Annotated in this window: 20 protein-coding genes; 10 read left to right on the top strand and 10 right to left on the bottom strand. The window is 37.9% G+C overall.

Annotation, left to right across the window (positions count from 1 at the left end):
- Window positions 1-234: 234 nt before the first annotated feature.
- The 3 genes from NHE85_RS04730 to NHE85_RS04720 all read left to right on the top strand — a co-directional run bounded on the left by NHE85_RS04730 (window position 235) and on the right by NHE85_RS04720 (window position 2,046).
- Window positions 235-429 carry a cold-shock protein gene (locus tag NHE85_RS04730; RefSeq protein ID WP_252810160.1) on the top strand — a complete coding sequence of 65 codons (195 nt, stop codon included), beginning with the start codon at window positions 235-237 and terminating at the stop codon, window positions 427-429.
- A 177-nt stretch (window positions 430-606) separates the two neighbouring features.
- A complete protein-coding gene (locus tag NHE85_RS04725; protein ID WP_252810158.1) occupies window positions 607-1,506 on the top strand; it encodes a DMT family transporter in 900 nt (299 codons plus the stop codon).
- An 18-nt stretch (window positions 1,507-1,524) separates the two neighbouring features.
- The gene (locus NHE85_RS04720) at window positions 1,525-2,046 is read left to right on the top strand and encodes a GNAT family N-acetyltransferase (RefSeq protein ID WP_252810156.1); all 522 of its coding nucleotides are present in this window, start codon (window positions 1,525-1,527) and stop codon (window positions 2,044-2,046) included.
- On the opposite strand, the gene NHE85_RS04715 is transcribed toward NHE85_RS04720, so the two are convergent.
- The 3 genes from NHE85_RS04715 to NHE85_RS04705 form a co-directional block, all read right to left on the bottom strand.
- The gene (locus NHE85_RS04715) at window positions 2,047-2,619 is read right to left on the bottom strand and encodes a hypothetical protein (RefSeq protein WP_252810154.1); all 573 of its coding nucleotides are present in this window, start codon (window positions 2,617-2,619) and stop codon (window positions 2,047-2,049) included.
- Window positions 2,620-2,692: 73 nt separating this feature from the next.
- Entirely contained in the window at window positions 2,693-5,491 is a 2,799-nt protein-coding gene (locus NHE85_RS04710; protein ID WP_252810151.1) for a PAS domain-containing protein, read from the bottom strand.
- Window positions 5,492-5,700: 209 nt separating this feature from the next.
- On the bottom strand, window positions 5,701-6,867 hold the full coding sequence (locus NHE85_RS04705) for an MFS transporter (RefSeq protein WP_252810150.1): 1,167 nt from the start codon (window positions 6,865-6,867) through the stop codon (window positions 5,701-5,703).
- Window positions 6,868-7,138: 271 nt separating this feature from the next.
- Here NHE85_RS04705 and NHE85_RS04700 point away from each other — a divergent pair, with 271 nt between their 5' ends.
- Window positions 7,139-8,920, top strand: a complete 1,782-nt coding sequence (locus tag NHE85_RS04700; RefSeq protein WP_252810148.1) for an AAA family ATPase — start codon at window positions 7,139-7,141, stop codon at window positions 8,918-8,920.
- Here the strand turns inward: NHE85_RS04700 and NHE85_RS04695 are convergent.
- Window positions 8,889-9,500 (bottom strand): 2'-5' RNA ligase family protein, encoded by a 612-nt coding sequence (locus tag NHE85_RS04695; RefSeq protein ID WP_252810146.1) that lies wholly within the window; start codon window positions 9,498-9,500, stop codon window positions 8,889-8,891. The genes NHE85_RS04700 and NHE85_RS04695 overlap by 32 nt on opposite strands.
- A gap of 241 nt (window positions 9,501-9,741) precedes the next feature.
- Here NHE85_RS04695 and NHE85_RS04690 point away from each other — a divergent pair, with 241 nt between their 5' ends.
- On the top strand, window positions 9,742-10,137 hold the full coding sequence (locus NHE85_RS04690) for an AraC family transcriptional regulator (RefSeq protein WP_252810145.1): 396 nt from the start codon (window positions 9,742-9,744) through the stop codon (window positions 10,135-10,137).
- Window positions 10,138-10,368: 231 nt separating this feature from the next.
- Window positions 10,369-11,127 (top strand): SDR family NAD(P)-dependent oxidoreductase, encoded by a 759-nt coding sequence (locus tag NHE85_RS04685; RefSeq protein ID WP_252810144.1) that lies wholly within the window; start codon window positions 10,369-10,371, stop codon window positions 11,125-11,127.
- A gap of 179 nt (window positions 11,128-11,306) precedes the next feature.
- On the opposite strand, the gene NHE85_RS04680 is transcribed toward NHE85_RS04685, so the two are convergent.
- The gene (locus NHE85_RS04680) at window positions 11,307-11,864 is read right to left on the bottom strand and encodes a 2'-5' RNA ligase family protein (protein ID WP_252810143.1); all 558 of its coding nucleotides are present in this window, start codon (window positions 11,862-11,864) and stop codon (window positions 11,307-11,309) included.
- Window positions 11,865-11,962: 98 nt separating this feature from the next.
- Here NHE85_RS04680 and NHE85_RS04675 point away from each other — a divergent pair, with 98 nt between their 5' ends.
- The 3 genes from NHE85_RS04675 (at window position 11,963) to NHE85_RS04665 (ending at window position 14,822) form a co-directional block, all read left to right on the top strand.
- Window positions 11,963-12,793 carry a carboxypeptidase-like regulatory domain-containing protein gene (locus tag NHE85_RS04675; protein ID WP_252810142.1) on the top strand — a complete coding sequence of 277 codons (831 nt, stop codon included), beginning with the start codon at window positions 11,963-11,965 and terminating at the stop codon, window positions 12,791-12,793.
- 96 nt (window positions 12,794-12,889) lie between these two features.
- Entirely contained in the window at window positions 12,890-13,717 is an 828-nt protein-coding gene (locus tag NHE85_RS04670) for a helix-turn-helix transcriptional regulator (RefSeq protein WP_252810141.1), read from the top strand.
- Between the two features lie 127 nt (window positions 13,718-13,844).
- Complete coding sequence (locus NHE85_RS04665; protein ID WP_252810140.1) at window positions 13,845-14,822, top strand: c-type cytochrome; 978 nt, start codon at window positions 13,845-13,847, stop codon at window positions 14,820-14,822.
- A 127-nt stretch (window positions 14,823-14,949) separates the two neighbouring features.
- Here NHE85_RS04665 and NHE85_RS04660 read toward each other — a convergent pair whose 3' ends face one another.
- Window positions 14,950-19,857 (bottom strand): PKD domain-containing protein, encoded by a 4,908-nt coding sequence (locus NHE85_RS04660; protein ID WP_252810138.1) that lies wholly within the window; start codon window positions 19,855-19,857, stop codon window positions 14,950-14,952.
- Window positions 19,858-20,207: 350 nt separating this feature from the next.
- Here NHE85_RS04660 and NHE85_RS04655 point away from each other — a divergent pair, with 350 nt between their 5' ends.
- Entirely contained in the window at window positions 20,208-22,667 is a 2,460-nt protein-coding gene (locus tag NHE85_RS04655; RefSeq protein ID WP_252810136.1) for an AsmA-like C-terminal region-containing protein, read from the top strand.
- A gap of 3 nt (window positions 22,668-22,670) precedes the next feature.
- Here the strand turns inward: NHE85_RS04655 and NHE85_RS04650 are convergent, their stop codons facing one another.
- The 4 genes from NHE85_RS04650 to NHE85_RS04635 all read right to left on the bottom strand — a co-directional run bounded on the left by NHE85_RS04650 (window position 22,671) and on the right by NHE85_RS04635 (window position 26,218).
- Window positions 22,671-23,252: a tRNA-(ms[2]io[6]A)-hydroxylase gene (locus tag NHE85_RS04650; RefSeq protein ID WP_252810134.1), complete on the bottom strand. Its 582-nt coding sequence runs from the start codon at window positions 23,250-23,252 to the stop codon at window positions 22,671-22,673.
- A 134-nt stretch (window positions 23,253-23,386) separates the two neighbouring features.
- On the bottom strand, window positions 23,387-24,163 hold the full coding sequence (locus NHE85_RS04645; protein ID WP_252810132.1) for a TIGR03915 family putative DNA repair protein: 777 nt from the start codon (window positions 24,161-24,163) through the stop codon (window positions 23,387-23,389).
- Window positions 24,164-24,185: 22 nt separating this feature from the next.
- A complete protein-coding gene (locus NHE85_RS04640) occupies window positions 24,186-25,451 on the bottom strand; it encodes a putative DNA modification/repair radical SAM protein (RefSeq protein WP_252813276.1) in 1,266 nt (421 codons plus the stop codon).
- A 176-nt stretch (window positions 25,452-25,627) separates the two neighbouring features.
- Window positions 25,628-26,218, bottom strand: coding sequence for a riboflavin synthase (locus tag NHE85_RS04635; protein ID WP_252810130.1), 591 nt, complete (start codon window positions 26,216-26,218; stop codon window positions 25,628-25,630).
- Window positions 26,219-26,225 lie beyond the last annotated feature (7 nt).

Here is a 26,225-nt window from a genome sequence, read left to right as displayed (position 1 = left end):
GTACATATCACTCATTTTAATATTCAAAAATCTTACAGTACTATTTTTTATTTCTTACATTTTTATTTTAATAGTTGTTTGAAAACAAGTGTTTTACACAAAATCTGGCGCTGGCAGTAGGTGTCTTTTATCAATAAACAAAGGCTTTTTAAGTTTTTTTAAATAATAAATGCTGAAAAAGAGCTATTTATCATTTTATTGTTACATATTTGCACCCAATAAATAATAAATAGTATGGCTACAGGCAAAATTAAATTTTTCAACGAAGAAAAAGGTTTCGGTTTTATTACTCCAGATGCTGGTGGAGATGATGTTTTTGTACACACAACTGGCTTAGTTGACAGAGTAAGAGAGAACGATAACGTATCTTATGAAGTTGAAAGAGGTAAAAAAGGATTAAATGCAGTAAATGTTACTGTAGAATCTTAAGACCTTTATTAATCAGGTTTTAAGGAATATACTATTAGTGCCCTTTAAGCTACAGATTAGTGAAAAGATAGTAAGGCTTCGCAGCAATGCGGAGCCTTTGTTTTTTTAGTTATTTCTATAATAATAAATTTTCATACCGCTATTCGCCTTACTTTTGCCGGAATTATATAAGCATTAATGAATAATTCTCTTATAAAAGGAATCTTTTTGGTTGGAATAGGGGCTGCAAGCTATGGCATACTTGCCACACTTGTAGGATTAGCCTACCGTGAGGGCTTTAGCACTACCGAAGTTGTAACTTCACAATATCTTATAGGACTTGCCGCAATTGGTATGCTGGTTTTATTTAATAATAAAGCCAAGCAAAATGACAGTTCTGCAACTTATAAATATATAAATCTAAAGCTTATGCTGGGAGGATGTGCCTTTGGTTTAACCGGATTTTTTTATTATCTCTCGGTTATTTATATACCTGTTTCGGTGGCTGTAGTGCTGCTTATGCAGGCTATATGGATGGGGATTGTTGCCGAAGCTGTTTTAGCCCGGAAAATGCCCGATGCCTTTAAAACTGCCGCCGTTATTATGGTACTTGCAGGAACTGTTATGGCCACGAATGCTATTGCCAATATAAATAAGCTTGATGCTAGGGGAATAATCTGGGGTTTTGCTGCGGCAGTAATGTATACTATTATGCTGTTAGTGTCTAACAAACTGGCACTTACTATGCATCCGCATAAAAAAAGCTTATGGATATTGCTTGGCGGTGTTATTACTGTGCTTATTGCCGGCTGTTTTAATATGCCGCTGCATTATGATATTTCTGTATTCTGGAAATGGGGTTTGCCTCTGGCGCTTTTTGGTACCATATTGCCTCCTATACTTTTTAATATGGGTATGCCTAAAACAGGTGTGGGGCTTGGCTCTATACTAATTTCTATAGAAATACCTGTGTCGGTTTGTATGGCTTATTTTCTGCTTAGTGAAGAAGTAATCTGGCTGCAATGGATTGGTATAGCTATAATTATATTATCTGTAGTACTTATTAATTTAAAAGAGCTGAAAAAGCAGTTTAAATAATACTCTTAATTTTATAGTATGTATAATTTACAACTTTTAAAAGCGGAAATTAAGCACCTTGAAATGCTGAGGGAGTTAAGCATTGCAACTTTTACAACAACCTACGCCCAATATAATACCGAAGAGAACATGCAGAATTATATTGCATCTGAATTTTTTAGTGATAAATTGGCGGAGGGTGTTAACAGCCCTTATTCCGGGTTTTATTTTGCTATGGAGGGTAACACTGCCATTGGCTATATAAAAGTGAATTATGCTGCCGCACAAACCGATATAAATGATCCTGAAAGTCTTGAACTGGAGCGCATTTATATACTGAAGGAACACCAGGGTAAAAAAGCAGGGCAGTTCCTTCTGGATGCTGCCCTGAATATAGCTTTGCAGGCCGGCCTTAAATATTTATGGCTTGGCGTTTGGGATAAGAATAGTAATGCCCGTCAGTTTTATGCTAAAAATGGTTTTATGCCATTTGGGAGCCATATGTTTATGCTGGGTAATGATGAGCAAAAAGATATTTTACTTAAGCTTCCGGTAAAATAACTACCCTTTAATGGTTTTGTCAATAAGCGCAAAATGAGACTTTATGTAGTCAGATGCTTTGCCTTTTATTTTGTAATCAAGCACTCCTTCGGTAGTTGTTACTTTAATTCTTTTAATACCTACAGTTTTCAGTTTTTTAAAGTTATCTTCCATTTGGGCCATACTGCCGTCTTTTGAACATAAAACAAATGCTGCTTTATAGGCCTCCTGTCCGCATTCAGTATCAGACATCTGGAAACATTTTATTTCGCTGCCATCTTCAAGTGTAAGTTCTAGATTGTTGGCTGATTGTTCTATACAGCCTAGTTTATTGTTGTTATGAAACATATCAAGGTCTATAAAGTACGTTTCAACAGGTTTGCCTTTTACAGTTGTACTTTGGTACCCGGCCGAAAAAAATGCCAGTCCGCTTTTTGCAATACTGTCATCTACCTCTATTTCTTTGCCTTTATGGTTTTTTGTAATAATAACTTTTGTACCTGTTGCAGCATCAGTAGTATTTACAGCTATAGTTTGTGCTAATGCGGCATTACCGGCAAGAAGCAGTAGTAAAATGGATTGCTTTAATTTCATTTTCAATAAAGTAAGATTAATAGGATATAGCAAATATAAGAGTTATGGCTTAACTCTATAATCCATACTAAAATTAATTTAAAGGAAAATAAATATTAAACACTGCTCCTTTACCCTGTTGTGATGAAGCGTTGAGTATAGCATTATGGTTTTCGGCAATTTTCATGCAGATAGCAAGGCCTATACCTGTACCTTCATATTCGCCTTTGCCATGCAGCCTCTGGAAAACTTCAAATATACGTGATGCATACTGCGGACTAAAGCCAATACCATTATCAGCTACCGAAATATGCAGGTATTCTTTTTCCGGTACTGCATTAGGGTTATCAATATCTGCTCCTGAAATATTTTCAGATAATATAGTTATCTGCGGCGATACATCTTCTTTTGTAAATTTAAGCGCATTAGATACCAGATTATTAAACATCTGCCTTATCTGAAACGGAATAGCATTTATAACAGGCATAGGCCCTATAGATATTACACCATTTTTTTCGTTCACTGTTTCGGCAAAATCTGCCATCACTTCTCTTAGTATGATATTAAGGTCGGTTTGTTCAAAAGTCTTTTCAGAAGCGTTAGAGCGCGAGTAGGTTAGCAGATCCTGAATAAGTTTTGTCATTCTGCCTGCGGCTACCTGCATACGTGTAAAATTACGCTTGCCTGTTTCTGAAAGGTTCTCAAATTCGTTGGCCATTATTATACCTCCAAAAGTTTGTATTTTTCTAAGAGGCTCCTGTAGGTCATGGCTTGATATGTAGGCAAAAGACGAAAGCTCTTTATTCATGTTTTCAAGCTCATGATTGGCTTTTTTAAGTTCGTTGGTACGTTCTTCAACAAGCTTCTCCAGTGTTTTCTGAAATGTTTTATGGTCATGAATGTCGGTACTCGTACCTACCCACTGAAGTATTTCGCTGCTTTCATCTTTTTGTGCCAAAGCCCGGCACAGGTGCCAGCGGTATTCTCCGTCATGGCGTAAAAAACGGTGTTCTATGTTAAACTCTTCGCCTGTGGCAAATGAATGTTTCCACTTGGCACGGTTATTTTCCCTGTCATCAGGATGCACCATTTCTGAAAACCCACCATTTCTTAGCTTTTCTTCGCTTAATCCTGAGTAGTGCAGTACAGAATCATTAAAATAATCAAGCTGGCCTTCGGCATCAAGTGTCCATATAAATTGAGGTATAGAAGCAGAAAGCAGCCTGAATTTTTCTTCGCTCTGGCGAAGGGCTTCATCAGCAGCTTTACGTTCGGTAATGTCTATCATTACTTTTGATGCTCCTATAATATTTTTGTTCTCATCATACAATGGCTGCGGATGAACTATAACATGCCTTCTGTCACCATTGCTGCGGTATATATAAATTTCTTCTTCTATAGATCTGCCTTCTTTAAAGGCTCTTGCCATAGGGCAGTTATCATGTGGTACCGGAACACCTTCCAGAGTGGTTATTTTATACGATCCGCACCAGCGGTCTTTGCCTAATTCCGGTTTTCGCCCCCAAAGTGTTTCTGCTGCCTGGTTATAAAGATCTATATAGCCATTTGCATCTATGGTGTACATGGCTACCGGCAGGGTTTCTATAAGGTGTGCCTGTCTTTTCTGGGCAGTTTTTTCAGCTTCGCGTGCCTTTACACTCGCAGTAACATCGTTAACGGTACACATAATACCGTCAATAGTGCCATCGGTGTCAAAAAGCGGTGCATATTCATAATCAAGATAATAAAGTTTCCTCCCGTCATGAGAATCTATATAAGCCGGAGATTCCAAAGCACGGTGTGGCACTCCCGTATTCATTACCTGTTTTAAAAGCTTAACATAATCCTGTTCATAAAGTTCAGGAAACACTTCAAGCAGGCTCTTGCCTACAACTTCTTTAAAATCTTTACGCCAGATATGGTTCAGCATAACCTCATTGGCTATATCTATAATAAAATCCTTTCCTTTGAGTATTGTTATGGCAATGGGTGACTGCATAACAATATTGCGGAATTCTTTCTTTTTATAAAGCAGCTCTTTTTTTGCAATTACAATATCTGTTACTTCATTGCAAATAACAATAATGCTGCTAACCGATCTATCTTCGTTAAATATAGGCTGATATACAAAGTTAAAGTAAGTAAGTTCACGTTTACCATTGCGCACAAGGTAAACACCAAGCTCATTGCCCACATAAGGTTTGCCTGTGATATAAACATCTCTGATAATACCTTCAATGGGCTGGCCTTTCAGTTCGGGTAATGATTCAAGTAAAGGTTTGTTTACAAAATCACCACTGCTTTTCTGTATAAGGTCAAGATAAAGCGGATTGGCAAGTTTAGCAATAAATTCAGGGCCGCTAAGAATGCATATACCTATAGGTGCCTGCTTAAAGTAATTATCTAGCAGTGGCAGCTTTTCATCGGTTTCTGCATAACGGCTGTTAATATCTTTTATGCTGTTGGTAAGATCGGAATGATGTTCCCACTCACCGTTGCCTTCGGTTTCTGCCTGTTTTTCAGGAGTATTGCTTTTTGTTTTGAAGTCTAAAAGCTGAATCTGTAAGCCAAGATTATCGGCTTTAAGATCAAAATACTCTTTTTGTTTTTGCGCTTCAGCAACGTTGCCATCATCATAAAGCGCTATAATTCGGGTAGCTGACTGCAATACATCATCAGCACATTTTTCAAGTGTTTTTATATCTTCACCATACATTTCTTTTTGGCTGTCGCTGAAAAAAGAAGCATAAGGTATTTGGTAATCAGAAATTATAATAGCATTTCCACTACCATGTATATAGTGCTCTAACGCTTGTTTTAAAGAAGCGGTAAGCTTTAGTGAAGCTGTAATATTCATTTCTTTATTATTTTCCATAGCAGGTGATCTAAGCATGGGGGTTACCTAGTAATTTGCTAATGTAAACCATTTTATAGTTAACAATAAGCCAAACACCACATATTATAACAAATTTTGTACAATTTTATAATGAGGGAAACCATATTTTAACATTTATTATAGATGTGTTTAATGGCTGCCATTTAGTATTACATAAAAGTCCTGCAATTTGCAGGACTTTTGGTGCTTTTATAATTAAAGAAAAGTTACACAGTGTTAATTGTCACGGTTTTTCGGGACCTGGAAATAATAATGCCCACAATTAAAGCCCCTGTTAGCGCCATTGCAACGCCAACTAAATTGGGCGATGCATAACTGTAACCCATAACGAGCGGGAGTCCGCCCAGGAAAGCCCCGAGCGCATTGCCAATATTAAAACCTGCCTGTAACGAAGCCGAAGCTATCATTTCGGCATCTTTGGCGGCTTGTATCATAAGCATTTGTATGGGCGCAACAACGGCAAATGAAAGACTGCCCGTAACAAAAACCAGTATAAGAGATATCGTCTGGTTGCCCGATAAAAAATATACACCCAGCAGGTTAATGGCCATTACAATAAGTAACGCCAGTGTAGTGGTGGTTGGTGAAAAACGATCGGCAAGGCGGCCGCCAACAAAGTTGCCTACTACCATTCCTGCGCCTGCAAGCATAAGGATATACGGAACGTTTTCTGCTGAGAAGTGTGATATGTCGGTAAGCAGCGGAGCGATATAGCTTATCCAGCAAAACAGCCCGCCTGTTCCAATGGCTACTATCGAGATGATAAGCCACGCATCGAGCCTGCCGAAGAATTTAAGCTGCTGTTTAATGCTGTCAACTTTTTTAGATTCAAGATTAGGCATCCATAACAATAAGGCAATAAGGGTAATAAGCCCAATGGCAGTAATTAGTACAAAGGTGTAACGCCAGCTAAAATTATGCCCTATGTAAGTACCTATGGGTACACCAATAACGTTGGCAATAGTAAGCCCCGAGAACATTATGGCAATAGACTGCGCCTCTTTACCCTTATTGGCAAGACGGCTGGCAACTACAGCACCCACACCAAAAAACGCACCGTGCGGAAGCCCGGAAAGAAAACGAGAGGCAAACAGCAAATTATACCCCGGAGCGATGATAGACAGTGCATTGAATACCGTAAGCATAAGTGCCATTGCCAGAAGCATTTTTTTAGGCGGGAAATTGCGCCCCGCTATAACCAGCACAGGGGCGCCAATAACTACACCCATAGCATAAGCCGATATAAGGTGCCCCGCTTGTGGGATTGATATATTCAGGTCGTGGGCAATGTCGGGCAGCAGCCCCATCATTACAAACTCGGTAATGCCTATGGTAAGCCCGCCCAGTGCAAGCGGTAGTAAACTTAATTTCATGCTGCAAAATTACACTAATATTTTAATGTAATATATAAAATTACAGTTTAGATGGTTACGAAAAGGTTATTGTTGATAAAAATAGTGGTTTACCAAGCTTTTGCTGAAAATACGACTGTAATAAATGCAATTTAGATTCGGTTAAATTTACATCTTACTCATTATCAGGTATAGACAAACCATAGACAAGCCTAATTTATTTTGTGATAATGTGGTTTTCCGTAACTACTTTGTAAGAAAATTTATTAGGTTTGATAGAAAATTTATTTTTATGGATATTACGTTTAAAGGCAAATATAAATCAATAACTGATTTTGAATGGTTAAATATTCCACAATTCGTCGTAATAACAGGACCTAATGGATCAGGAAAAAGTCAACTTCTTGAGCTTATATATAAAAGCATTGTACAAGAAAGATCTGGGTCTTCATTTATCCGAAATGATGAATCAAAAGTAATATTCACTAATAATTTTGAGCCAGATAGTGTTGGTTATTTAAAAGGTGAATGGGAATTAGAAAATACTCAAGATGTTGATCTATCAGTTTTACTAAACAACAAAAATAATATATTTAACCAAATTTCTAATCAAGGTCATTTCGGAGAGGGGCAATCACTGTCTGACGCGCACTTTAAGCATGAATTATATTTACAAAATTTAAGGCATTTCTATCAAAAATATCCAGATAAAAAAAACTTTTTCGAAAATTTTTCCAACTTCTATGAAGCTGAAGATAAGATGGCTAAAAGAATCAGCGAATTATTTTTTGAATATAGACTTGATGAAATGGAATTATTAGCGAAGAAATATTCTAATGCAGAAATAAAATCTAAAATAGGTGAAAAACCCTGGCTAATTGTTAGGGAAATTATTAAAACATCAAAGTTACCATTCGATATAAATGATCCGAGTGAGCAAGGTTTTAGAGATAGTTTTAAATTAAAGCTAACAGATATCCATTCTAATGAAGAAATAAATTTTAGCGAATTATCTTCAGGCGAAAAAGTTCTGATGTCTTTAGTGTTTTATTTATACAATTCATCTGAAAGAAAGGTTTTTCCAAAAATATTATTACTCGATGAACCTGATGCTCATCTACATCCAGCTATGGCGCAACAATTTATAGATGTAATTAATAAAGTGTTAGTTGAGACATATGGAGTTCAGGTTATTATGACGACGCATTCTCCATCTACAGTTATTCTATCGCCTGATGAATCAATTTATATAATGTCTAGGGAAAAACCAAGGATTAATAAGGCAATAAGTAAAAATCATGCTGTTAGTTTGTTGACATCAGGATTGGTATATGTTGGTGAAGGAACAAAATATATTTTAGTAGAAGATAATGACGACAAAGATTTCTATACTTACATTTATGATCAATTAGTATTAGATAATAAAATTGAACCAAATATACCTTTAGTATTTATACCTGCTTCAAATAAAGAAACATCGGGGGGTAAAACGGTTGTTTCATCATGGGTAAATAAATTGCAGAATTCTGGTCTAACAAATATAATACATGGGTTAATTGATAATGATAATGGTAATCCTATAACAGAAGGAATATACAAAATTGATAGATATAGTATTGAAAATTACTTATCAGATCCAATTGTTGTATATGCAGCATTAATTGAAAAGGAAAGAAATCCTGAAATTGAGAATTTAAAATTTCATATTGGAGAAGAATATAAATTGAAATCTCTTTGTGATTCAGATATGCAGAAAATAGCGGATTATATTTTTAAGGAAGTGGATTCGAATTTAGAAACTGTGTTTCCAGATTTTATAAGAAGTGAAGAAACTATAAAGGTAGAAGTATTATTCACAACTGGAAATAAATTAATGTATCCTAAATGGCTATTACATAGAAAGGGAAAACATATTCTAAATAATCTTTACAATAGGTCTTTTAATAGTGCCGTAAATTATGGGACAACTTATAAAGCTTTGAAGAAATTAAACTTCTTTCCAATAGAACTTATTGTTAAATTTGAAGAAATCAAATCAAACCCTACCCCAACATCACCTCCTTCACCGGACTGAAAATTCCGGTGGTACCTTCAAGGCGTCGTAAAACAGTAATGCGGTCGCACAGCCATTCGTCGTGGTAATCAAACGGTGTAAAATCTTCAATACGGTCAAAGTCGGCCGTAGCAATAGTGCGGGCAATGGTAACGTGTGGGTGTATTACCTTTTTGGCGCGTTGCGGTTTATCTAAAATACTTGTCTGGCGGTAGCTTTTTTTGGCTATGGGCTTAGGGTCTAGCAGTGCCATAAGGTTGTTTACAGGTTCGGGGTCTTCAATTTTAAGGCACAGTGTGCGCGAGGCGCCACCGTGTTTAAGTACCTCGTGCCCGGCAAGCTTTATGGTAAAGGGCTGTTGTGCAGCAGCTACTTTTTTTATGAGTTTAAGTACCTGGCTGTCGGTAGTGGCGCGGGTTTTAAACAACGATACATGCGCCACCGATTTCCGGTTGTAATCTTCAAGGCCAATAAGTGCATGCAGTTGTTCCTTTAAAGCATCTACCGCTTCCTTAACAGTATCGGAAGGGGAGAGCAGTACGAAGTACTCGTACACGTTCTCATTAAAAAGGGTTAATTGCGTGTTGTTCTTTTTGGCCATTGTTTTTTCTGTGACTGCAAAAATAGTTTTTTTTGGTTTTAGTTGTTGGCTGTCAGTAACGGTTAACTCATTTTTATGAACCCGGCACATTCCCCTCCGTTGGAGGGGTGCCTGAAAGGTGGGGTGGTTGGTTAGACATAGTAGAAATCTCTTTTAATTTTAATACATCGCTGGTATCACAATACAATGGCCTTGAAAATCTTTTTGTACCTTAGCAATACTACATTAAACATTTGCCGGTTTGAAAGCTGAAACTATAAATACACTCCCCCAAAAAGTACTTTCGCGAAAAGACGAAATCACTGCCGATTTTATTGCTTCCGCCGAAAATCATATTACCAACCTTATGGCAGGAAAAGACACCAAGCGTTTAAGCGCGTCAGACTTTGGCAAGCTGTTGTTTATCCATCCGCGCCATCTTACTACTACGCTTAAACTTACTACGGGGGCTTCGGTTTGCGACTACATGGAGCGCCGTATAATAGAAGAAGCACATATTTTACTGACAGAAACCGATCTTTCTATAGCCGACATAGGGCAGCGTTTTGCGTATAGCGAAGCAACTAACTTTACTAAATTTTTTAAAGGCATGACGGGTGTTACGCCATTACAGTACAGAAAGGGTTTAAAGAAATAAGTTGTATTGTAGTAGTCATTTTGATGATAGTAGAAATCTCTTCATATTCCAATATAGTCTTTTGAGATTCTTCGACTCCGTTTCACTTCGCTCAGAATGACAGAAAGTATTGACATCATGCTTGTCATTTCGATGATAGGGGAAATCTCATCCCAAAAACTGAAGTCTTCACCATTTTTGCGGTACGGATAGTGGTTAACTTTGTATTGTTAAATATTAAAAATCAATACGATGTCAAATAAAATAGCACTTGTAACCGGCGGTAGCCGGGGACTTGGAAAAAACATGGCGATAGCGATCGCTAAAAAAGGACTCGATGTAATTATTACATACAACAGTAAAAAAGATGAAGCCGATGCTGTAGTAGCAGAAATACAGTCAATGGGGCAAAAGGCAGCGGCATTACAGCTTAATGTTTCTGATGCAGCTAATTTCGATCCGTTTTTTGCTGAGGTAACCAAAACACTTTCTTCGGTTTTTAGCACTGCTAAATTCGATTATCTGGTAAACAATGCGGGTGTTGGCGTTCATGCTTCTTTTGCTGAAACTACTATTGCACAGTTTGATGAACTGGTTAATATTCATTTTAAAGCACCTTTTTTTATTACACAAAAGGCATTGCCATTGCTGAATGACGGCGGTGGAATTGTAAACATCTCTACCGGACTGGCACGTTTCAGTTCGCCCGGATTTGCCGCTTATGCTTCTATGAAAGGCGGTATGGAGGTGCTTACCAAATATCAGGCAAAAGAGCTTGGTGCAAGGGGTATTCGCAGTAATATTGTAGCACCGGGTGCTATAGAAACCGATTTTGGCGGTGGCGTTGTGCGCGATAATGCCGAAATGAATAAATTTTTAGCTTCGCAAACGGCTCTTGGCCGCGTAGGACTTCCTGATGATATAGGCGGCGTTGTGGCTTTTCTTTGCACCGATGATGCCAAGTGGGTTACTGCCCAAAGGATAGAAGTATCGGGAGGAATGTTTATATAAGCAATCTGCAATTGAAAATAAAAGTGGTGTCTCAAAAAGTGTCATTCTGAACGAAATGCAATGAAGTGAAGAATCTCTGCTATCTAAATTTCATTAGATTCTTCCTGCGTCAGAATGACAAAAGTAATTAAGTACTTTTGAGACAACCACTTTTTTAGGTTTAGCAACTCATTCATATTTTAACTAAGCACATGTTCTGCAATAACATTCCACTGGCTGCCATCGTGCTGTAACAAATAAAATTTATCTGCCCTGAAGGATGCGCTGTACTTTTTATGCTGATAAACATCTATAGCGCGGGCATATTGTTCTGGAGTAAGGTCGCGGTAGGCAATAGTCATGTGCGGATGAAAAGTGCGTTCGGTATAAGGTATGCTGATATGCGGGTACGTATGCTCAAACGAAGAGAGTATCTGTTTTTGCAATCGTTCTAAAGACGGTGTCATAACCGGTTTTACATATATTACGGGGTTGTTTTTATTGTCAAAACTTCCAAAATCTTCAAGCTCTACAATAAAAGATTCTGTCATCGGGCGAATGCCATCAAACCAAAGCTGTAAATTATTGTGTTCTCTTGCCGCAAGCTTAAAGGGTGCCTTAAGCGTAATATGCGGCATGCTTCTAAGTGCTTTACTGCTGTTATAGTTTTGGGCAATATCGTTTTTAAATCCGGTTACTTCACCCGCAACAGTATCATGCGGAATAAGCGCTATAAAATAAAGGTTCTCTTGCGGCATTGATAAAAAGGCATTGTTTCTTACAAAGATAGCAGATACTTATAAGGAGGTGTGTAACATTTATGTAAAATCTTCGTCTTACACTTAAAACCTTACCAATGAAACAATTATTTCTGCTTTTAACCTTGCTGTTTTCTGCTTTTGCCCTACAGGCACAAACGCTTAAAGGTGTTTTAAAAGATGCAGCCACCGGTGAACCTCTCCCTTATGTAAATGTGGGTGTACTTAATAAAAATATAGGTACAGTATCTGGCGAGGACGGCCGCTTTACACTACTTGTTCCTGAAGGGCATTCTTCAGATACGGTGCGTATATCTATGATTGGGTATGCTACACGTGATTTTATTGTTGACGATATGGCTGCCCGCCTTGCAGATAATAATGAAATTAAAATGAAAGAGCAGGCTACAGAGCTTAAACCTGTTGTAGTATCTAATCGTAAATCGGGTGAAAAACTGCTGGGCAACAAAACAGAATCTAAAAGTGTTACGGCTGCATTTACGTCTAACAAACTGGGTAACGAGGTAGGTACGGTAATGAAGATTAAAGGCGATATCGCCCTGCTGAAAACTTTTTCGGCATCTATAGCTTCAGATGATAATCCTCCCGTAAAAATGCGCCTTAATTTTTACAGCCTTGATAAAAAAGGCATGCCCGATAAACTACTGATTAATGAAAATATAATTGTTGATACGCCCAAAAATTCGGGTAAGCTGGTGGTAGATCTTACGCCTTACAATATAATGGTTGAAGATGATTTTCTGGTAAGTCTGGAATGGATTGAAGATGCGCCAAACAGTAAACGCATATGGTTTTCGGCAGCATTATTTGCAACCCCTATAATTGCACGCGAAACTAGCCAGGGTACATGGAATAAAATGAGCATTGCTGGTGTGGGATTTACTGTTGATACTGTTTATTGGAAGTAATTTTAAATTAAACAATTGATTTACCTATTGTTAGGTATTTTTTGAATTTATAAGCCTGCTAATTTTGCGCAGAATTTAAATTTGCTTTAAAGAAAAATGAAAATAGATTACCATGAATATAAACCCTCGCCGGACCTTAAGGCTTATGTAGAATGTTACTGGATGCACTCTTTTGAAGGTGGCAGCAACGAAGAGTCGCCTGTACAGAAATGCCTGCCTATTGGCATGTATGAAATGCTGTTTTTTATTGATGAAAACATAGGCTTAATCTACAACAATGGTATATGGGAACCGCTTCCGCGTAATTTTTTCACAGGTATTTATGATAAGTCGGTGGAATGGAAAATGCCTGGTTGCGGCAGGCTTTTTGGCATTCGCCTAAAACCGGAGACGTTTTCGCAATTATTTGATGCTCCGGCCGCATCGCTATACTGCAGTTATGTGCAATTGGAAAATTTTTTAGGTAAAGAGGCAGACGAATTGATACATGCCCTTTTTGATAAAGAAAATATAACTGCTATTATAGCTCAAACCGAGGTGTTTCTTTCAAAAAGGCTTACGCTGATGGAAAAGCGGAATAATTATATAGTTGCTGCTGCTAATCTTATTCGCAATGCCAAGGGTAATATTACTATAGAAGAAGTTAGCAACACTGTAGCAGTAGGTATGCGCCAGCTTCAGCGTAGCTTTAAAGAAAATATGGGTACAAGTCCAAAATCGTATGTTAGGATAATACGTTTCCGCAATGCGCTTACCTGCCTTAAAGAAGTACCGGAATGGGCTGATATAACGTATGATCTCGGCTATGCCGATCAGGCTCATTTTATTAGAGAATTCAGGCAGTTTGCAGGTGAGGCACCAAGGCGTGTTGCTAATAATACCTATCAGTATTATAAAAAACCTTTTGAATTTACAGGCGCATAATAACCTGATTATCTGATTAAAGCAGTTTACTACTAATTATTCATATTTTAAATATTTATTTTCTATGTCGCTTTTATTCAATGGTATAAATATAGGTTAGCCCATCTTTGCCAAAAATAAAAGTAAAATGAGAAAGCTATTTAAAATTACAGGTATTATACTGGCTGTAATTGTACTTTTTGTAATTGGCGCTATTGCTTATATAAAAATTGCATTGCCAAATACCGGACAGGCACCCTACCTGACTATCCAGAAAACAGCGAAGCGTATTGAGCGCGGTAAATATCTTGCTAATCACGTTGCTGTATGCATGGATTGCCATAGTACACGAAACTGGGGATTATATGCCGGCCCTATGGATCCTGCCACTTTGGGTTCGGGAGGTGAAGTATTTAATCATGAAATGGGTTTCCCGGGTACATTTTATGCTCCAAATATTACTCCGTACAGCCTTGAAAAATGGACTGATGGAGAGTTGCTGCGTGCTATTACTACAGGAGTAAATAAAGATGGAAAGGCGTTGTTTCCTATTATGGGCTATCATCGTTTTGGCAAAATGGATAAAGAAGATGTATATAGTATGGTAGCATATTTAAGAACGCTGCAGCCTGTGAAAAAAGATATAGCAAAATCTGAAGCTGATTTTCCGGTAAATATTTTAATTAATACTATGCCTCTTAAGGCAGATTATCAAAAAATACCCAATGAAAAAGATGTGGTTAATTATGGTGCGTATCTTATAAATGCTACCGGATGTGTTGATTGCCACAGCAAAATAGATAAAGGAAAAGTTATACCGGGTACTGAGTTTGGCGGTGGTATGGAGTTTGCGCAGCCGGGGGGCATAGTGCGCTCACCAAATATCACCCCTGATTCGGAAACCGGAATAGGATCGTGGACAAAGGAAATGTTTACAGCCCGTTTTAAAATGTACACTAAGCCCGGTTATAAACCTGCTGCACTAAAGAAGGGAGATATTAATACACCCATGCCCTGGGCTATGTATGCAGGTATGAAAGAAAAAGATCTTGAAGCAATTTATGCTTATCTGCACCAGCTTAAGCCTATTAAAAACGAAGTTAAAAGATACGAAAAGAGAGGTTGATCTTACTGAAATGTAAGTTTGGGTTTTATTTATTTTTTGGGGAATGCGGCTTCAGCTGAAGCCGCATTTTTAATGCAATAAAAAAAGGGATGCAATCTGCATCCCTTTAGTGGTTTAGGTTAATGAATTATTTTACCATTATTGCTTTTTGGGCTATGGCAGTGCCATCTTCCCTCATTACAGCAATGTACTGGCCTGAAGCATATTTACTCATATCTACATTCCAGACACCTTTTTGGTTTTCCGGAGTATATTTTTCAAGTAATACACCCATTAGGCTGTAAATTTCAATAGTTCTGCTTTGTGCAGTCTCATTTTCAAAAGTATAATTAAGTCCTGTTGCGCTGGTAGTAGGGTTTGGAGAAACAACAAGGCTGTTCATCATTTTTGCCATACCGTTTGCATCAAACTCGTCATTTTCACCATTACGTGATTTTACCTGTCCGCATTGAGGGAACTCAAATTGTCTTACCGTTCTGCACAGTTCACCTTTTTCGGTTGTGGTAGTCAGTGTTATTGACAGAAGACCTCCGTTAAAGTTAATTGGAACAAAATTCAGGCTGAAGTTTCCGCCGCCCGGTGGTACAGTAACAGATCCTGGCTGGAAGACACCTGTACCAATACCGCCATCAACATTTACAGTAATAGGATAGCTGTACGGGTTATCAATGTACATATCTATTATGTAATGGCAGAATGGTTTAGTATCCATTTTTATACTCTTAATCTCAAATCGTACAGAGCATCTGCAGTCAGTGATCTTAACTTCCATTTTGTCAGAAATTTTATGGCAGTAACCATTATCAAGTTCCAATTCATAAGTGCCTGACTGAGATACGTTATAATTGCTTACCAAGCCTGAGCCTGCAAGGTCTGAAGATCCGTCTTTGATCCAGTTCCAATGGTTAAATGAAACTGTAGGGGCAGGTCCAAGAAGATCAAACGGTCCGTTTTGTTCTCCTTTTTTAAAGCAGAAATCATAACATCCGCTAGGGAAAATCCATAAGTAAACTTCAGGATCTTTAGGAACATCGATCTGATAAGTAGATGTACATCCTCCAGGGTTTGTAAAGGTTACCATATACGGCCCTCCTGCATTTACTATAATGCTTTGTCCGCTCATACCGTTGCTCCAGTTGTATGTACCCGCTACACCGGTACTTGCATTAAGTTTTATAGTATAAGGATCACAGTTCACTACATTAAATGAAATGGATGGAATAGGAGGGTTGGTATAAGCTGTAACAACATATGTTGCAGAACTTACACAGTAACCACCCGAACCGTCTGATACTCTTACTTCAACTTTATAAGTAGCAGCACCCGGAGTTGTAGCAGTATAATTTAATAATGATGAACTGCTCCATCCGGCTATCTGAACACCATTTCTTAACCATCTGTATTGAAGACTGCCGCCTCCTGCGTATCCTGATAATTCAAATGGTACACCAACACAAACTCCGTCCGGACCTTCTATAACAGGGTCAGGAGTCATAATGAACTCTGCGTTAGTAGTTTCAATGTATTTAATACATCCGTTAGAGTTGGTTAAAGTTACCCAATATGCACCAGATTCGTTTACCGAGAAGTTAGGAGTAGTAGTTGTACCTACTACACTGGTATCTTTCATCCATGTATATGATGATGGAGCCGGAGCTGTACCTGTATTATTAAATGTTATAATAATAGGGTCGCCTTCACAGTTTGGTGACGTTGAGGTAAGGTTACCATCAAGAGTATTAGGATTTACTGTTATTACCTGAGTATCCTGTACCGAACATCCGCCAAGTGTATAAATAGTAAGGGTTACCGTATATGTTCCCGGTGCCGAGTATATTTTGGTAGGCGTAGGGTTATTATTATGCGTACCATCCCCAAAATTCCAGTCATAATAAAGTCCCGGAGAAGGAGCTACATTAGAACTGAATGTAAAGCCTGTGCCGTCGCACGCGCTTGTTGGTGAAGTAATAGTTACAGGCTGTATAAGCGGAAGGTAGTCTGATAAGTAATAACTACATGTCTGATAGCCTGCTTTTGTTAGCTCTATACCCAAAGTATAACTGCCACCCGGAACTCCGTACACTGTGTAAGATGACTGGCTTACCGGAACAGAATATGGCGTGCCATTTACAAAGAAAGTTTTTGTATCGGCAGGAGCAGCAGGGTAGTACTGAGAGAAATCGTTTATTACTATATCATAAGTACCCGATGAGGCATTACAAACAACATCATACTTAATTTTAGGTATAAATGGAATTATTATGCTTTCATATACCTGTTTTGTACAAGGCCCGCTTGGGGTATTATAAGTAGCATAATAAATTACTACATGCTCTCCTGCTTTACTGTATTCTATATTAGCTGTAGTAGATGTATTAGTTCCTACAAAAGCTCCCTGATTACCAATACTCCATGCATAAGATGCAGGTGCCGGGCTTGCAGATACAGTAGCTAAAACATCAGTACATGCTGTTTGTGTAAGATTTAAAGATACAGACGGAGCCGGCACTATACTACATCCCGGCCCACAGCTATCTGTTACATATACTGTGTTTGTCCAGTTGCCGCAACCATTGGCATTTGCTACATAGGCACTGTAGCTTCCAAAGCCTGTTACATTATAAGTGAATCCTGTGGCTCCGGATATTGGTGAGCCGCCATTATACCATTGTATTGTTGATGTGCCCGAACCTCCTATATTAATTGTCGCTGTAAGCGTGAAAGGGGTAACCGTGCTACAAAATACGCGATTTGCATCAGGTGATACAAATGCTACCGGGGCTGGCATTACAGTAAATGATTGTGTAACAGATATAGGAGATGTACATCCGTTAGGGTTAAGCACTGTAGCTGTTATAGTATATCCTGTATTTGTTGCAGGATTGTTGTATTGATGCGCAGTAGGAACTCCTCCAAGCGGAACAGTTTCTGTAGGCGAACCGTCTCCAAAATCCCAAACTATTGTACCTGATGAAAGTGCCGGTGTAGCGCTTAAGTAAGGCGTAACAAAAGTGTTAGGGCATATATTGGCAGGTACATTAATTATGCTTAAAGTAGGTATTGGTATTACTGTAATTGGCAGGCTTGCCGTATGGTAAGCATTACATTTACGCACTTTTACATTTACCGAAGTACCTGCAACAGGAATACTGTTCCACTGTACACTTACACTATTGGTACCCTGACCTGCACTAATGCTGCCTGCACCTGCAGGGGTAACAGTCCACTCATACGTTTCACCTTCTGTATAGCTTACCGTATATGGCCCGCTTACAGAGCTTGGGCAAATATTAGTTTGAGGGCCGCTCATGTTTAGCACCACAACATGCTCCATAACTGTTTTTGTTACAGCAGCCGAAGGGCAATGAGGGGCTTTAGTGTTTTCTCTCCATACTTTAATTCCATAAGAACTAAAACCAGGAGTAAACTGCACAGTAACATGCTCACCGTAATTAGAACCGCTTATAGTACCATTAATAGCCTGCCATGCAAGCACGGTGCCCGGTTCTGTGTTAACAAGGCTGTATTCTACCGGAGTTGACATACATACTTTATCCGGTCCTACAATGTCTGATACATTTGGCGGCGGCGGTATTTTGTCAACCCTTATTACAAAAGGCTGTTCCGGCTGGCAGAAATCATTTCCTGTAACAGTAAGTGTATATTTACCCGGAATGTTAAAAGTGCTTGTAAAGCTGCTTCCTGAACCCGTAGCTGTAGAATTATCAGGTCGTTTTAATGTCCAGTTGGCAAAATAACCATTATTCATAGTATATGTTGCACTGTCATACTGGCAAATGGCAGTAGGGCCAGATACAACACCCATATCTCTTATATGAATATTAAATTCTGCTGAACCACCACATTTTAGCATAGTATTCTGGTAAGTGCATCGTAGTGTAATATCACCCGCACCACCTGTTTGTACTATAACTTCATTACGCTGATCGGTATTAATAAAAGTAGCTCCTGTGCCTCCCGGATCTACTACAGACCAGATAAAATCGGTTGTTGGCCATTGCGGCAGCTTATACCTATACTGGCTGTAGGCACATACTACGGCATCACCTACTATAGCGCCTACAGACTGAACTATAGGTACTTTTATAGTTACTGCCGAACAATCAAGATTACAGGCAGAGCCATCAAAAGTTACATAGCCAAAACCTGTACTGTCAACATTATCCCAAACTACATTAATGCTTGGCCCGTAAGGATAGTTTGAGGTAATGGTTCCGCCTTCTACCTTCCAGTTAAACTCATTACATTGCTGTGCGATATAATCAGGGATAGTATAATCATCAGAGCCGCCTTCGCAAAGCACCGAATTACAGCTTATTGGAAAAGAAACCATATCTGAGATATGAATTTCTTTTTTAATATACTGTGTACAGTTACACGCGTTGGTTACCGATAAAATAATAGTATAGTCACCAGGGTGTGTATAAGCGTGTGAAGGCTCAAATTCTGATGAATACTCATGATCGCCGAAATCCCAGAAATAAGAAACTATTTCTGTACCGCCTCCGTCTGTAGAAAGGTTTGTAAAATATAACTCCTGCTCAAGGCAGGCTTTATAATCCATAACACCCGGACTTTCCGGAAAAATTGTAAACTGGGCTTCCGGCCCTTCTATAATTTCAATACAAACTTCTTCAGTTCGTGGCCCGTCAGGGGTAGTTACAGTAACTGATACAAAGCCCCATCCTGAAGCTCCCCAGGTAACATTACAGTTAGTATTGTTCTGCGATGTAATTGTACCGCCTGTAACAGACCATACAGCCGGCCAGGAACTGCTTGAGTTGTTTACGGTATATTTTACAGCACTAAATTCGCATACCCTAACGCAGGCGCCACTACCTATATCTTCCTGAAAGTCTTTACGCTCTCCGGGTTTATAGATTTGACATCCCGATTCTACATCCCATGTAAGGGAAATGTTTTGGGCATTTAAATTGTTAAATAACAATAGCCAGAAAAGGCAACACAAATACGGTAAAAACCGTATTTTTTTTTGTGTAAGGTAATTTTTCATGGTTAAATTGGTTTTTTTTAAATGTTAAACATTCTTAAAACTACCTAAATTATTGTATAACAATTTGTTAAAGAAATGCTAATGAGGAAAACCGTAAAATAGAGATTTCTGAAAGCACCTGCTATTACTGGCTTTTTGAACAATAACATTTAGAGCTAAAATTGTTGCATGTATAACACTTTATTTAATATTTAAATATTTATATAACAAAGCCCTGTAAAGCTTAAAGCTTTGTTAATTAACTTTATACTATTGGGTTAATATTGAAATTTAACAAAAGTTGTGAAAATTAAGGTGTAGATTTAATAATTGAATATGTATTATTTATAAGGTAGATTAATCATTAAAATATGGATAATAAAATTAAACAGTTTTTTATTGAATTCTACTTTTCAAAAGGTATGCGATGGTTTTTTCGCATATTTCTGATACTATTTTTACTTACAATAGTTATGTATGTTGGCTTAGCCTGGTACATAAATTCAAACAAAAATGAAGTTCAGGCAAGTTTGCTGAAACAACTTAACGGAGGGCTTAGCGGATCGCTTACGTTAGAAGAAATGGATCCAACATTTCTTAAAGGCTTTCCTAATATTTCACTCAGGCTGGAAAAAGTAGTTTTAAAAGACAGCCACATCAATATTCACAATCATATATTACTTAAAGCAGGAGAACTTGATGTTACCATTAACACAATGGCATTGCTTAGAGGTACTATTGCTATAAGAAAGATAGCTATAAACAATGCGGTTATAGATATGTTTACAGATAAACAAGGATATAGCAATACCAATATTTTTAAAAAAGATAAAACGGATAAAAATGATAATGAGGCAGGAAGCTTTCCTGAACTAAAAAATATTTTACTGGAAAATGTAACACTTATTATAGATAACCGTCAAAAAAATAAGTTATACAAATTCAGGGTAAATTCCCTTGACGGACACATTAAATACCTGTCATCCGGCATTAAGGCAGATGCCAAACTTAATGCCCTTGCCTATAGCCTTGCCTTTAATACCCAAAGAGGAAGCTTTATTAAAAACAAAACCCTTAAAGGTAAGTTTGAAGCAATTTTTAACGAAGAACACCACTCTCTGGTAGTTAAACCTAATAATCTTGAAATTGGAGGAGATGATTTTGTTATAGGCGGTAAATTTTATTTTTACAATGAAGTTGCAAAATTTACAATAAACATTGCTAATGAGAGTATTTTGTGGAGTAATGCTGCCCGTTTACTTTCTCCTAATATTACCGTAAAGCTGGGTATGTTTAATCTTAGTAAACCAATTAAGGTAAAGTGTGATCTTGTAGGTGACTTTAATGCAGAAGGTGATCCGCTCATACTGGTTAATGCTGAAATTAAAGACAATGAACTGGAAACACCCGGCGGATTAGTAAGCAGCTGTAGTTTTAATGGTGTGTTTACTAACAACTATATAAAGAGCAAAGGACTTAGCGATGAAAATTCAGCTATTAAACTTAATAATTTTAAAGGCTTGTATGCAGGCTTGCCCGTTGCCATGCAAAAGGTATATATACTTAATTTAGATAAGCCTGTTGCCGTTGGCGATTTCTCATCCCAATTTGAGATGCCTAAACTTAAAAGTATTATTGATGATGACCTGCTTGCTTTTTCATCGGGTACTGCAAATGTAAAAGTAGATTTTAGGGCAGATATTGTAGATTATAAAATTACAAGGCCATATATAAAAGGTAAAATTGACATTGAAGATGCTGATATAACATATATGCCAAGGAAAATGACTTTTAAAGATGTATCTGTACTGCTTAATTTTACAAGTGAAGATCTTACCATAAGTACTATAGCGCTAAAAACAAAACATAGCACTATAAACATGGACGGGCATATTAAAAATTTCATGAACCTGTATTATACCGATCCTGAAAAGATAGTATTAAACTGGAATGTAAACAGCTCACAGCTTAATGTGGGCGAGTTTATGCAGTTTTTAGGCAGCCGCAAAACAACTAAAGCCGCAATACAAAAAAACAGGAAGGGTAATTTTACCAAAGAAATGAATGATTTTTTTGCTAAAACCAATGTTGACATACATCTTAATGTAAACAAGCTTTATTATAAAAAGTTTTTAGCAACAAATGTCAGGGCCAATGTTTTAATGACTGATAGCGGTGTTTTATTGAAAAATGCAGGATTAAGCCATGCAGGGGGAGCTTTAACAGTAAGCGGAAGTATGAATGAAAATGGCAGGTATAATAAGTATAAAGTTAATGCCATGGTTAAGAATGTAGATATTGGTAAATTTTTCTACGCCTTTAATAATTTTGGTATGGAGTCTTTACAATCTGATAATCTTAAAGGAAGGGTATCTGCTAAAGCTGATATATCCGGCAGTATAACCGATGAAGGAGAATTGGTTTCAAAATCTATGTATGGTAATTTATCTTTTCAGTTGAAACACGGTAAGCTTCTTAATTTTGACCCGGTTCGGAATGTAGGTAAATTTGTTTTTCCTTTCAGGGATATGAATACCATAGAATTTGATAATCTTAAGGGTGATTTTGCAGTAGCAGGGGAAAAAATTACCATAGCGCCAATGCAGATTAATTCCAGCGTGCTTAATATGGATTTACAAGGGGTCTATTCCTTTGGTGCCGGTACGCAACTATATGTAGATGTACCTTTGCGCAATCCGAAAAAAGATGAAGATATAACCGATAAAAAAGAACTTGCCAAAAGGCGTAATCGCGGTATAGTAGTACACCTTACTGCAGAAGATGATAAAGACGGAAAAGTTAAGGTAAAACTGGGTGGTAAAAAAGAGTAAGCGTTACCCGTGTATGGCCTCCGATTTTCCGTAGCTCTGAATTAACTCTCCTTCAAACTCAAGCCATTCTGCCCATCGTTTCTCTACATCTACATCTTCAGCATATTTTCGGGCAAAATTTAAAAAGGTAGTATAGTGTGTAGCTTCCGAAACCATAAGGTCATAATAAAACTTTGCCAGCTCTTTATCCTGTATATTTTGTGAAAGCACCTTAAAACGCTCACAGCTTCTGGCCTCTATCATTGCCGCAAAAAGAAGCCTGTCTATAAATGAGGTATTACGGCTGCAATTTTTTTTACTAAACTTAAAGAGCTGATTTACATAATCATCTCTTTTTTCCCTGCCAAGAGTATAACCGCGTTGTTTTATAATTTCAACGACCTGCTTAAAATGATCCATTTCTTCAATGGCTATCTCTGCCATTTTTTCAACCAGGTCTATATGCTCAGAATTGTTTGTAATTATATAAAGGGCGTTGGCTGCCGCTTTTTGTTCGCACCATGCGTGGTCAGTAAGTATTTCTTCCAGGTTAGATTCTGCAATGTTTGCCCAGCGTGGGTCGGTTAAAAGTTTTAATCCAAGCATAATAGTAATATAAGTGGGCAAAATTACAAATTATTGTGAATTTGTCTATTTGTGGATTTGGTTATTTGCCCTGATAGTGAATCAATAAATCTTACATTTATTGATATTGAACAATTAAATCCATAAATAACAGATCAATTCTTTCCTTCCTTTTCATTCAGGTATTTCCAATACCTTTTTGGTACATGCTGAATGTGGAGCTTCATGTTTTTACGTGCAGGAATATTAGTGCTGTTAAAATAATCTTTCCATAAAACAGAGGCAAGTTCTTCCTTAGCATCGGTAAGTGCTGACGGGAGTGTAATTTTTTTGGTGTCTATTTCAGAAACAAATTCATAGGTTATTTCCTCAACCTTGTTGAGGTCATAAAACAAGCCATATTTGCGCTTTATATCATAAATAATCCATTGCTGGTCGGCATAACGATTCTTAAAGAATGAAGCAATTAGGGGAAGTACATTAAAGTCGGGTTCAACGGGGCAGTAATAAATTCCGTCTGCCGTTTGCTGAAAGCGGATAAACGCCTTCATGCGGTGTTTTTCCCGATTAACTTTTTTATCCATTTTAGAAACAGCCATTACATGCGGATTTCCAAAGTTGGCTTCGGCTCCTGCTGCACTATTAAAAATATAACGGGCAAAATCGAACAGATCCTGAAATGTCTGCGGATCTTCAGACAGGTAGGCTTTATAAAAACGGGTACGCCATTCGGGGCTTAATTTTTTCTTAAGCCCTTCCCATACACGTTTAGCTTTGGTTTCATCATTTATTATTTCCAGTGCTTCGTCAAGCATTGATGGCTGATAATGTTTATTCCATATCAATTGCACGGCCTTTTCTTTTCGGTCGTAAAACTCAAAAATTGCTGTAAGCAGTCCTTCTAAAGAACCGTCGAAGATATAAGTTGTCATCTTTTACAAAGGTTTTGTAAACCTAAAAGAGGCTCAGTTGATTTTGCGGTACTTTTAAATATTTACTGCTGCTTTCAGTCAGTATTATATTTTTTAAATGAGGTGCATCAGGCTCATTAAGAATAATTGGGCTATCGGCACAGCGGATAAAATGCTTTGCGCGATTGTAGGCAATACCTATTTTCTGCAATTGATCACTTCGTAGCTTCCCGAACTTACGTGCCTGTACAATTTTATTAGCAGATTGCACACCTATACCCGGTACACGCAAAATCATACGGTAATCGGCTGTATTAATGTCTATAGGAAACTGGTCAAGATTACGAAGTGCCCAGCTAAGCTTAGGGTCAATGTCAGTATCCAGATGAGGATTTGTGCTGTTTAAAAGCTCTTTTACATTAAAGCCATAAAAACGCATCAGCCAGTCGGTCTGGTATAATCTGTTTTCGCGCAGCAGCGGAGGCTGGCTACCTATTACCGGCATACGATTATCATAACTAATAGGTATATACCCGGAGTAGTAAACCCTTTTTAACGAAAAGTTCTTGTAGTACTCATCGGCACTGTACATAATTTCCATGTCGGTTTCCGGTGTAGCACCAATAACCATCTGGGTACTTTGCCCGGCTGGCACAAACTTTGGTACGCTTTTTATAAGTCCGGTTTTTTTCTCGTCTTTAAACTGGGTAATGGTATCTTTAATAAAACCAAGAGGCATTTTTACATCATCATGCGATTTTTCGGGCGCCAGAAGTTTCAATCCGGTTTCGGTAGGCATTTCAAGATTAATGCTCATACGGTCGGCATACAAACCAGCTTCAGTAAGCAGTTCCTGGCTTGCCCCCGGAATGGTTTTTAAATGTATATATCCGTTAAAACGTTCTTCCAGGCGCAGCCGTTTGGCAATACGCACAAGGCGTTCCATAGTAAAATCGGCATTTTTAAAAATACCGGAGCTAAGGAACAATCCTTCAATATAATTACGGCGGTAAAAGCTCATGGTAAGCTCTACCACTTCATCTACGGTAAAAGCGGCGCGTTTAACATCGTTGCTTTTTCGTGAAACGCAAAAAGCACAATCGTAAATACAATGATTGGTTAAAAGTATCTTGAGCAGCGAAACGCATCGGCCGTCTTCAGTATAGGTATGGCAAATACCACTGCTGCTGCTGTCGCCAATACCTTTGTTGTCGTTTTTGCGGGTGCCTCCGCTCGAAGAACAGGACACATCATATTTTGCTGCATCGGCAAGTATGCCAAGCTTCTCTCTAATCCTGTCGTACATAATGAGGAGTGTTTCTACAAAAATAAGCAATAACCATTCCTGCTGAAACTGAACAATTGTTAAATGTGAGAGGTGTTGAAAAGTTGTTTAATACAAAAGTTCTATGTACGAAGGAAGTTTTTGGAAAAGTGGGTTTAAGAATTATAAAAAAAGCCTCACTTTACAGTAAGGCTCAACTATTAATTTCTTAAGGCATGCAGTCGGGCTACATATTTGCCTACAACATCAAATTCAAGATTTATGGTAGTGCCTTCTTTAATTGTGTTAAAGTTGGTATGCTCATAAGTATAAGGAATAATAGCAACGCTAAATTCATTTTCTTTTGAGTTTACAACGGTAAGGCTTACACCATTTACAGTAATAGAACCTTTTTCTATGGTAATGTTGTTAGCGTTTTTGTCATATTCAAAAGTAAAATACCAGCTCCCGTTTGCGTTTTTTACCGATTTGCAAACTCCGGTCTGATCTACATGCCCCTGAACAATATGCCCGTCAAGCCTGTCACCAAGCTTCATTGCGCGTTCTAAGTTTACAATACCACCCACTTTCCATTCTTTAAGATTAGTTTTTTCAAGCGTCTCTTTAATTGCGGTTACAATATAGGTGTCGTTATTAATGGCTACTACGGTAAGGCATACTCCGTCATGGCTTACGCTCTGGTCTATTTTAAGTTGGTGGGTTATAGATGATGTTATAGCAATGTTAATATTGTCATTATCTTTAGTTATTTCTTTTATCGTTCCCTGAGTTTCAATAATTCCTGTAAACATGCTGATT

Origin of the sequence: Flavobacterium sp. NRK1, from assembly GCF_024054175.1 — a bacterium.
Taxonomy (GTDB): Bacteria; Bacteroidota; Bacteroidia; order Flavobacteriales; family Flavobacteriaceae; genus Flavobacterium.
The sequence above is the reverse complement of the archived record's forward strand: the minus strand, read 5'-3'. Positions and strand labels throughout refer to the sequence as shown.

Excerpts from the sequence above, each read along its gene's own strand:
- NHE85_RS04710 (WP_252810151.1), bottom strand. The coding sequence starts at position 5,491 with ATGCTTAGATCACCTGCTATGGAAAATAATAAAGAAATGAATATTACA.
- NHE85_RS04645 (WP_252810132.1), bottom strand. The coding sequence starts at position 24,163 with ATGACAACTTATATCTTCGACGGTTCTTTAGAAGGACTGCTTACAGCA.
- NHE85_RS04635 (WP_252810130.1), bottom strand. The coding sequence starts at position 26,218 with ATGTTTACAGGAATTATTGAAACTCAGGGAACGATAAAAGAAATAACT.
- NHE85_RS04700 (WP_252810148.1), top strand. The coding sequence starts at position 7,139 with ATGGATATTACGTTTAAAGGCAAATATAAATCAATAACTGATTTTGAA.
- NHE85_RS04705 (WP_252810150.1), bottom strand. The coding sequence starts at position 6,867 with ATGAAATTAAGTTTACTACCGCTTGCACTGGGCGGGCTTACCATAGGC.
- NHE85_RS04670 (WP_252810141.1), top strand. The coding sequence starts at position 12,890 with ATGAAAATAGATTACCATGAATATAAACCCTCGCCGGACCTTAAGGCT.
- NHE85_RS04665 (WP_252810140.1), top strand. The coding sequence starts at position 13,845 with ATGAGAAAGCTATTTAAAATTACAGGTATTATACTGGCTGTAATTGTA.
- NHE85_RS04655 (WP_252810136.1), top strand. The coding sequence starts at position 20,208 with ATGGATAATAAAATTAAACAGTTTTTTATTGAATTCTACTTTTCAAAA.
- NHE85_RS04660 (WP_252810138.1), bottom strand. The coding sequence starts at position 19,857 with ATGAAAAATTACCTTACACAAAAAAAAATACGGTTTTTACCGTATTTG.
- NHE85_RS04715 (WP_252810154.1), bottom strand. The coding sequence starts at position 2,619 with ATGAAATTAAAGCAATCCATTTTACTACTGCTTCTTGCCGGTAATGCC.
- NHE85_RS04720 (WP_252810156.1), top strand. The coding sequence starts at position 1,525 with ATGTATAATTTACAACTTTTAAAAGCGGAAATTAAGCACCTTGAAATG.
- NHE85_RS04695 (WP_252810146.1), bottom strand. The coding sequence starts at position 9,500 with ATGGCCAAAAAGAACAACACGCAATTAACCCTTTTTAATGAGAACGTG.
- NHE85_RS04725 (WP_252810158.1), top strand. The coding sequence starts at position 607 with ATGAATAATTCTCTTATAAAAGGAATCTTTTTGGTTGGAATAGGGGCT.
- NHE85_RS04675 (WP_252810142.1), top strand. The coding sequence starts at position 11,963 with ATGAAACAATTATTTCTGCTTTTAACCTTGCTGTTTTCTGCTTTTGCC.
- NHE85_RS04650 (WP_252810134.1), bottom strand. The coding sequence starts at position 23,252 with ATGCTTGGATTAAAACTTTTAACCGACCCACGCTGGGCAAACATTGCA.
- NHE85_RS04730 (WP_252810160.1), top strand. The coding sequence starts at position 235 with ATGGCTACAGGCAAAATTAAATTTTTCAACGAAGAAAAAGGTTTCGGT.
- NHE85_RS04680 (WP_252810143.1), bottom strand. The coding sequence starts at position 11,864 with ATGCCGCAAGAGAACCTTTATTTTATAGCGCTTATTCCGCATGATACT.
- NHE85_RS04685 (WP_252810144.1), top strand. The coding sequence starts at position 10,369 with ATGTCAAATAAAATAGCACTTGTAACCGGCGGTAGCCGGGGACTTGGA.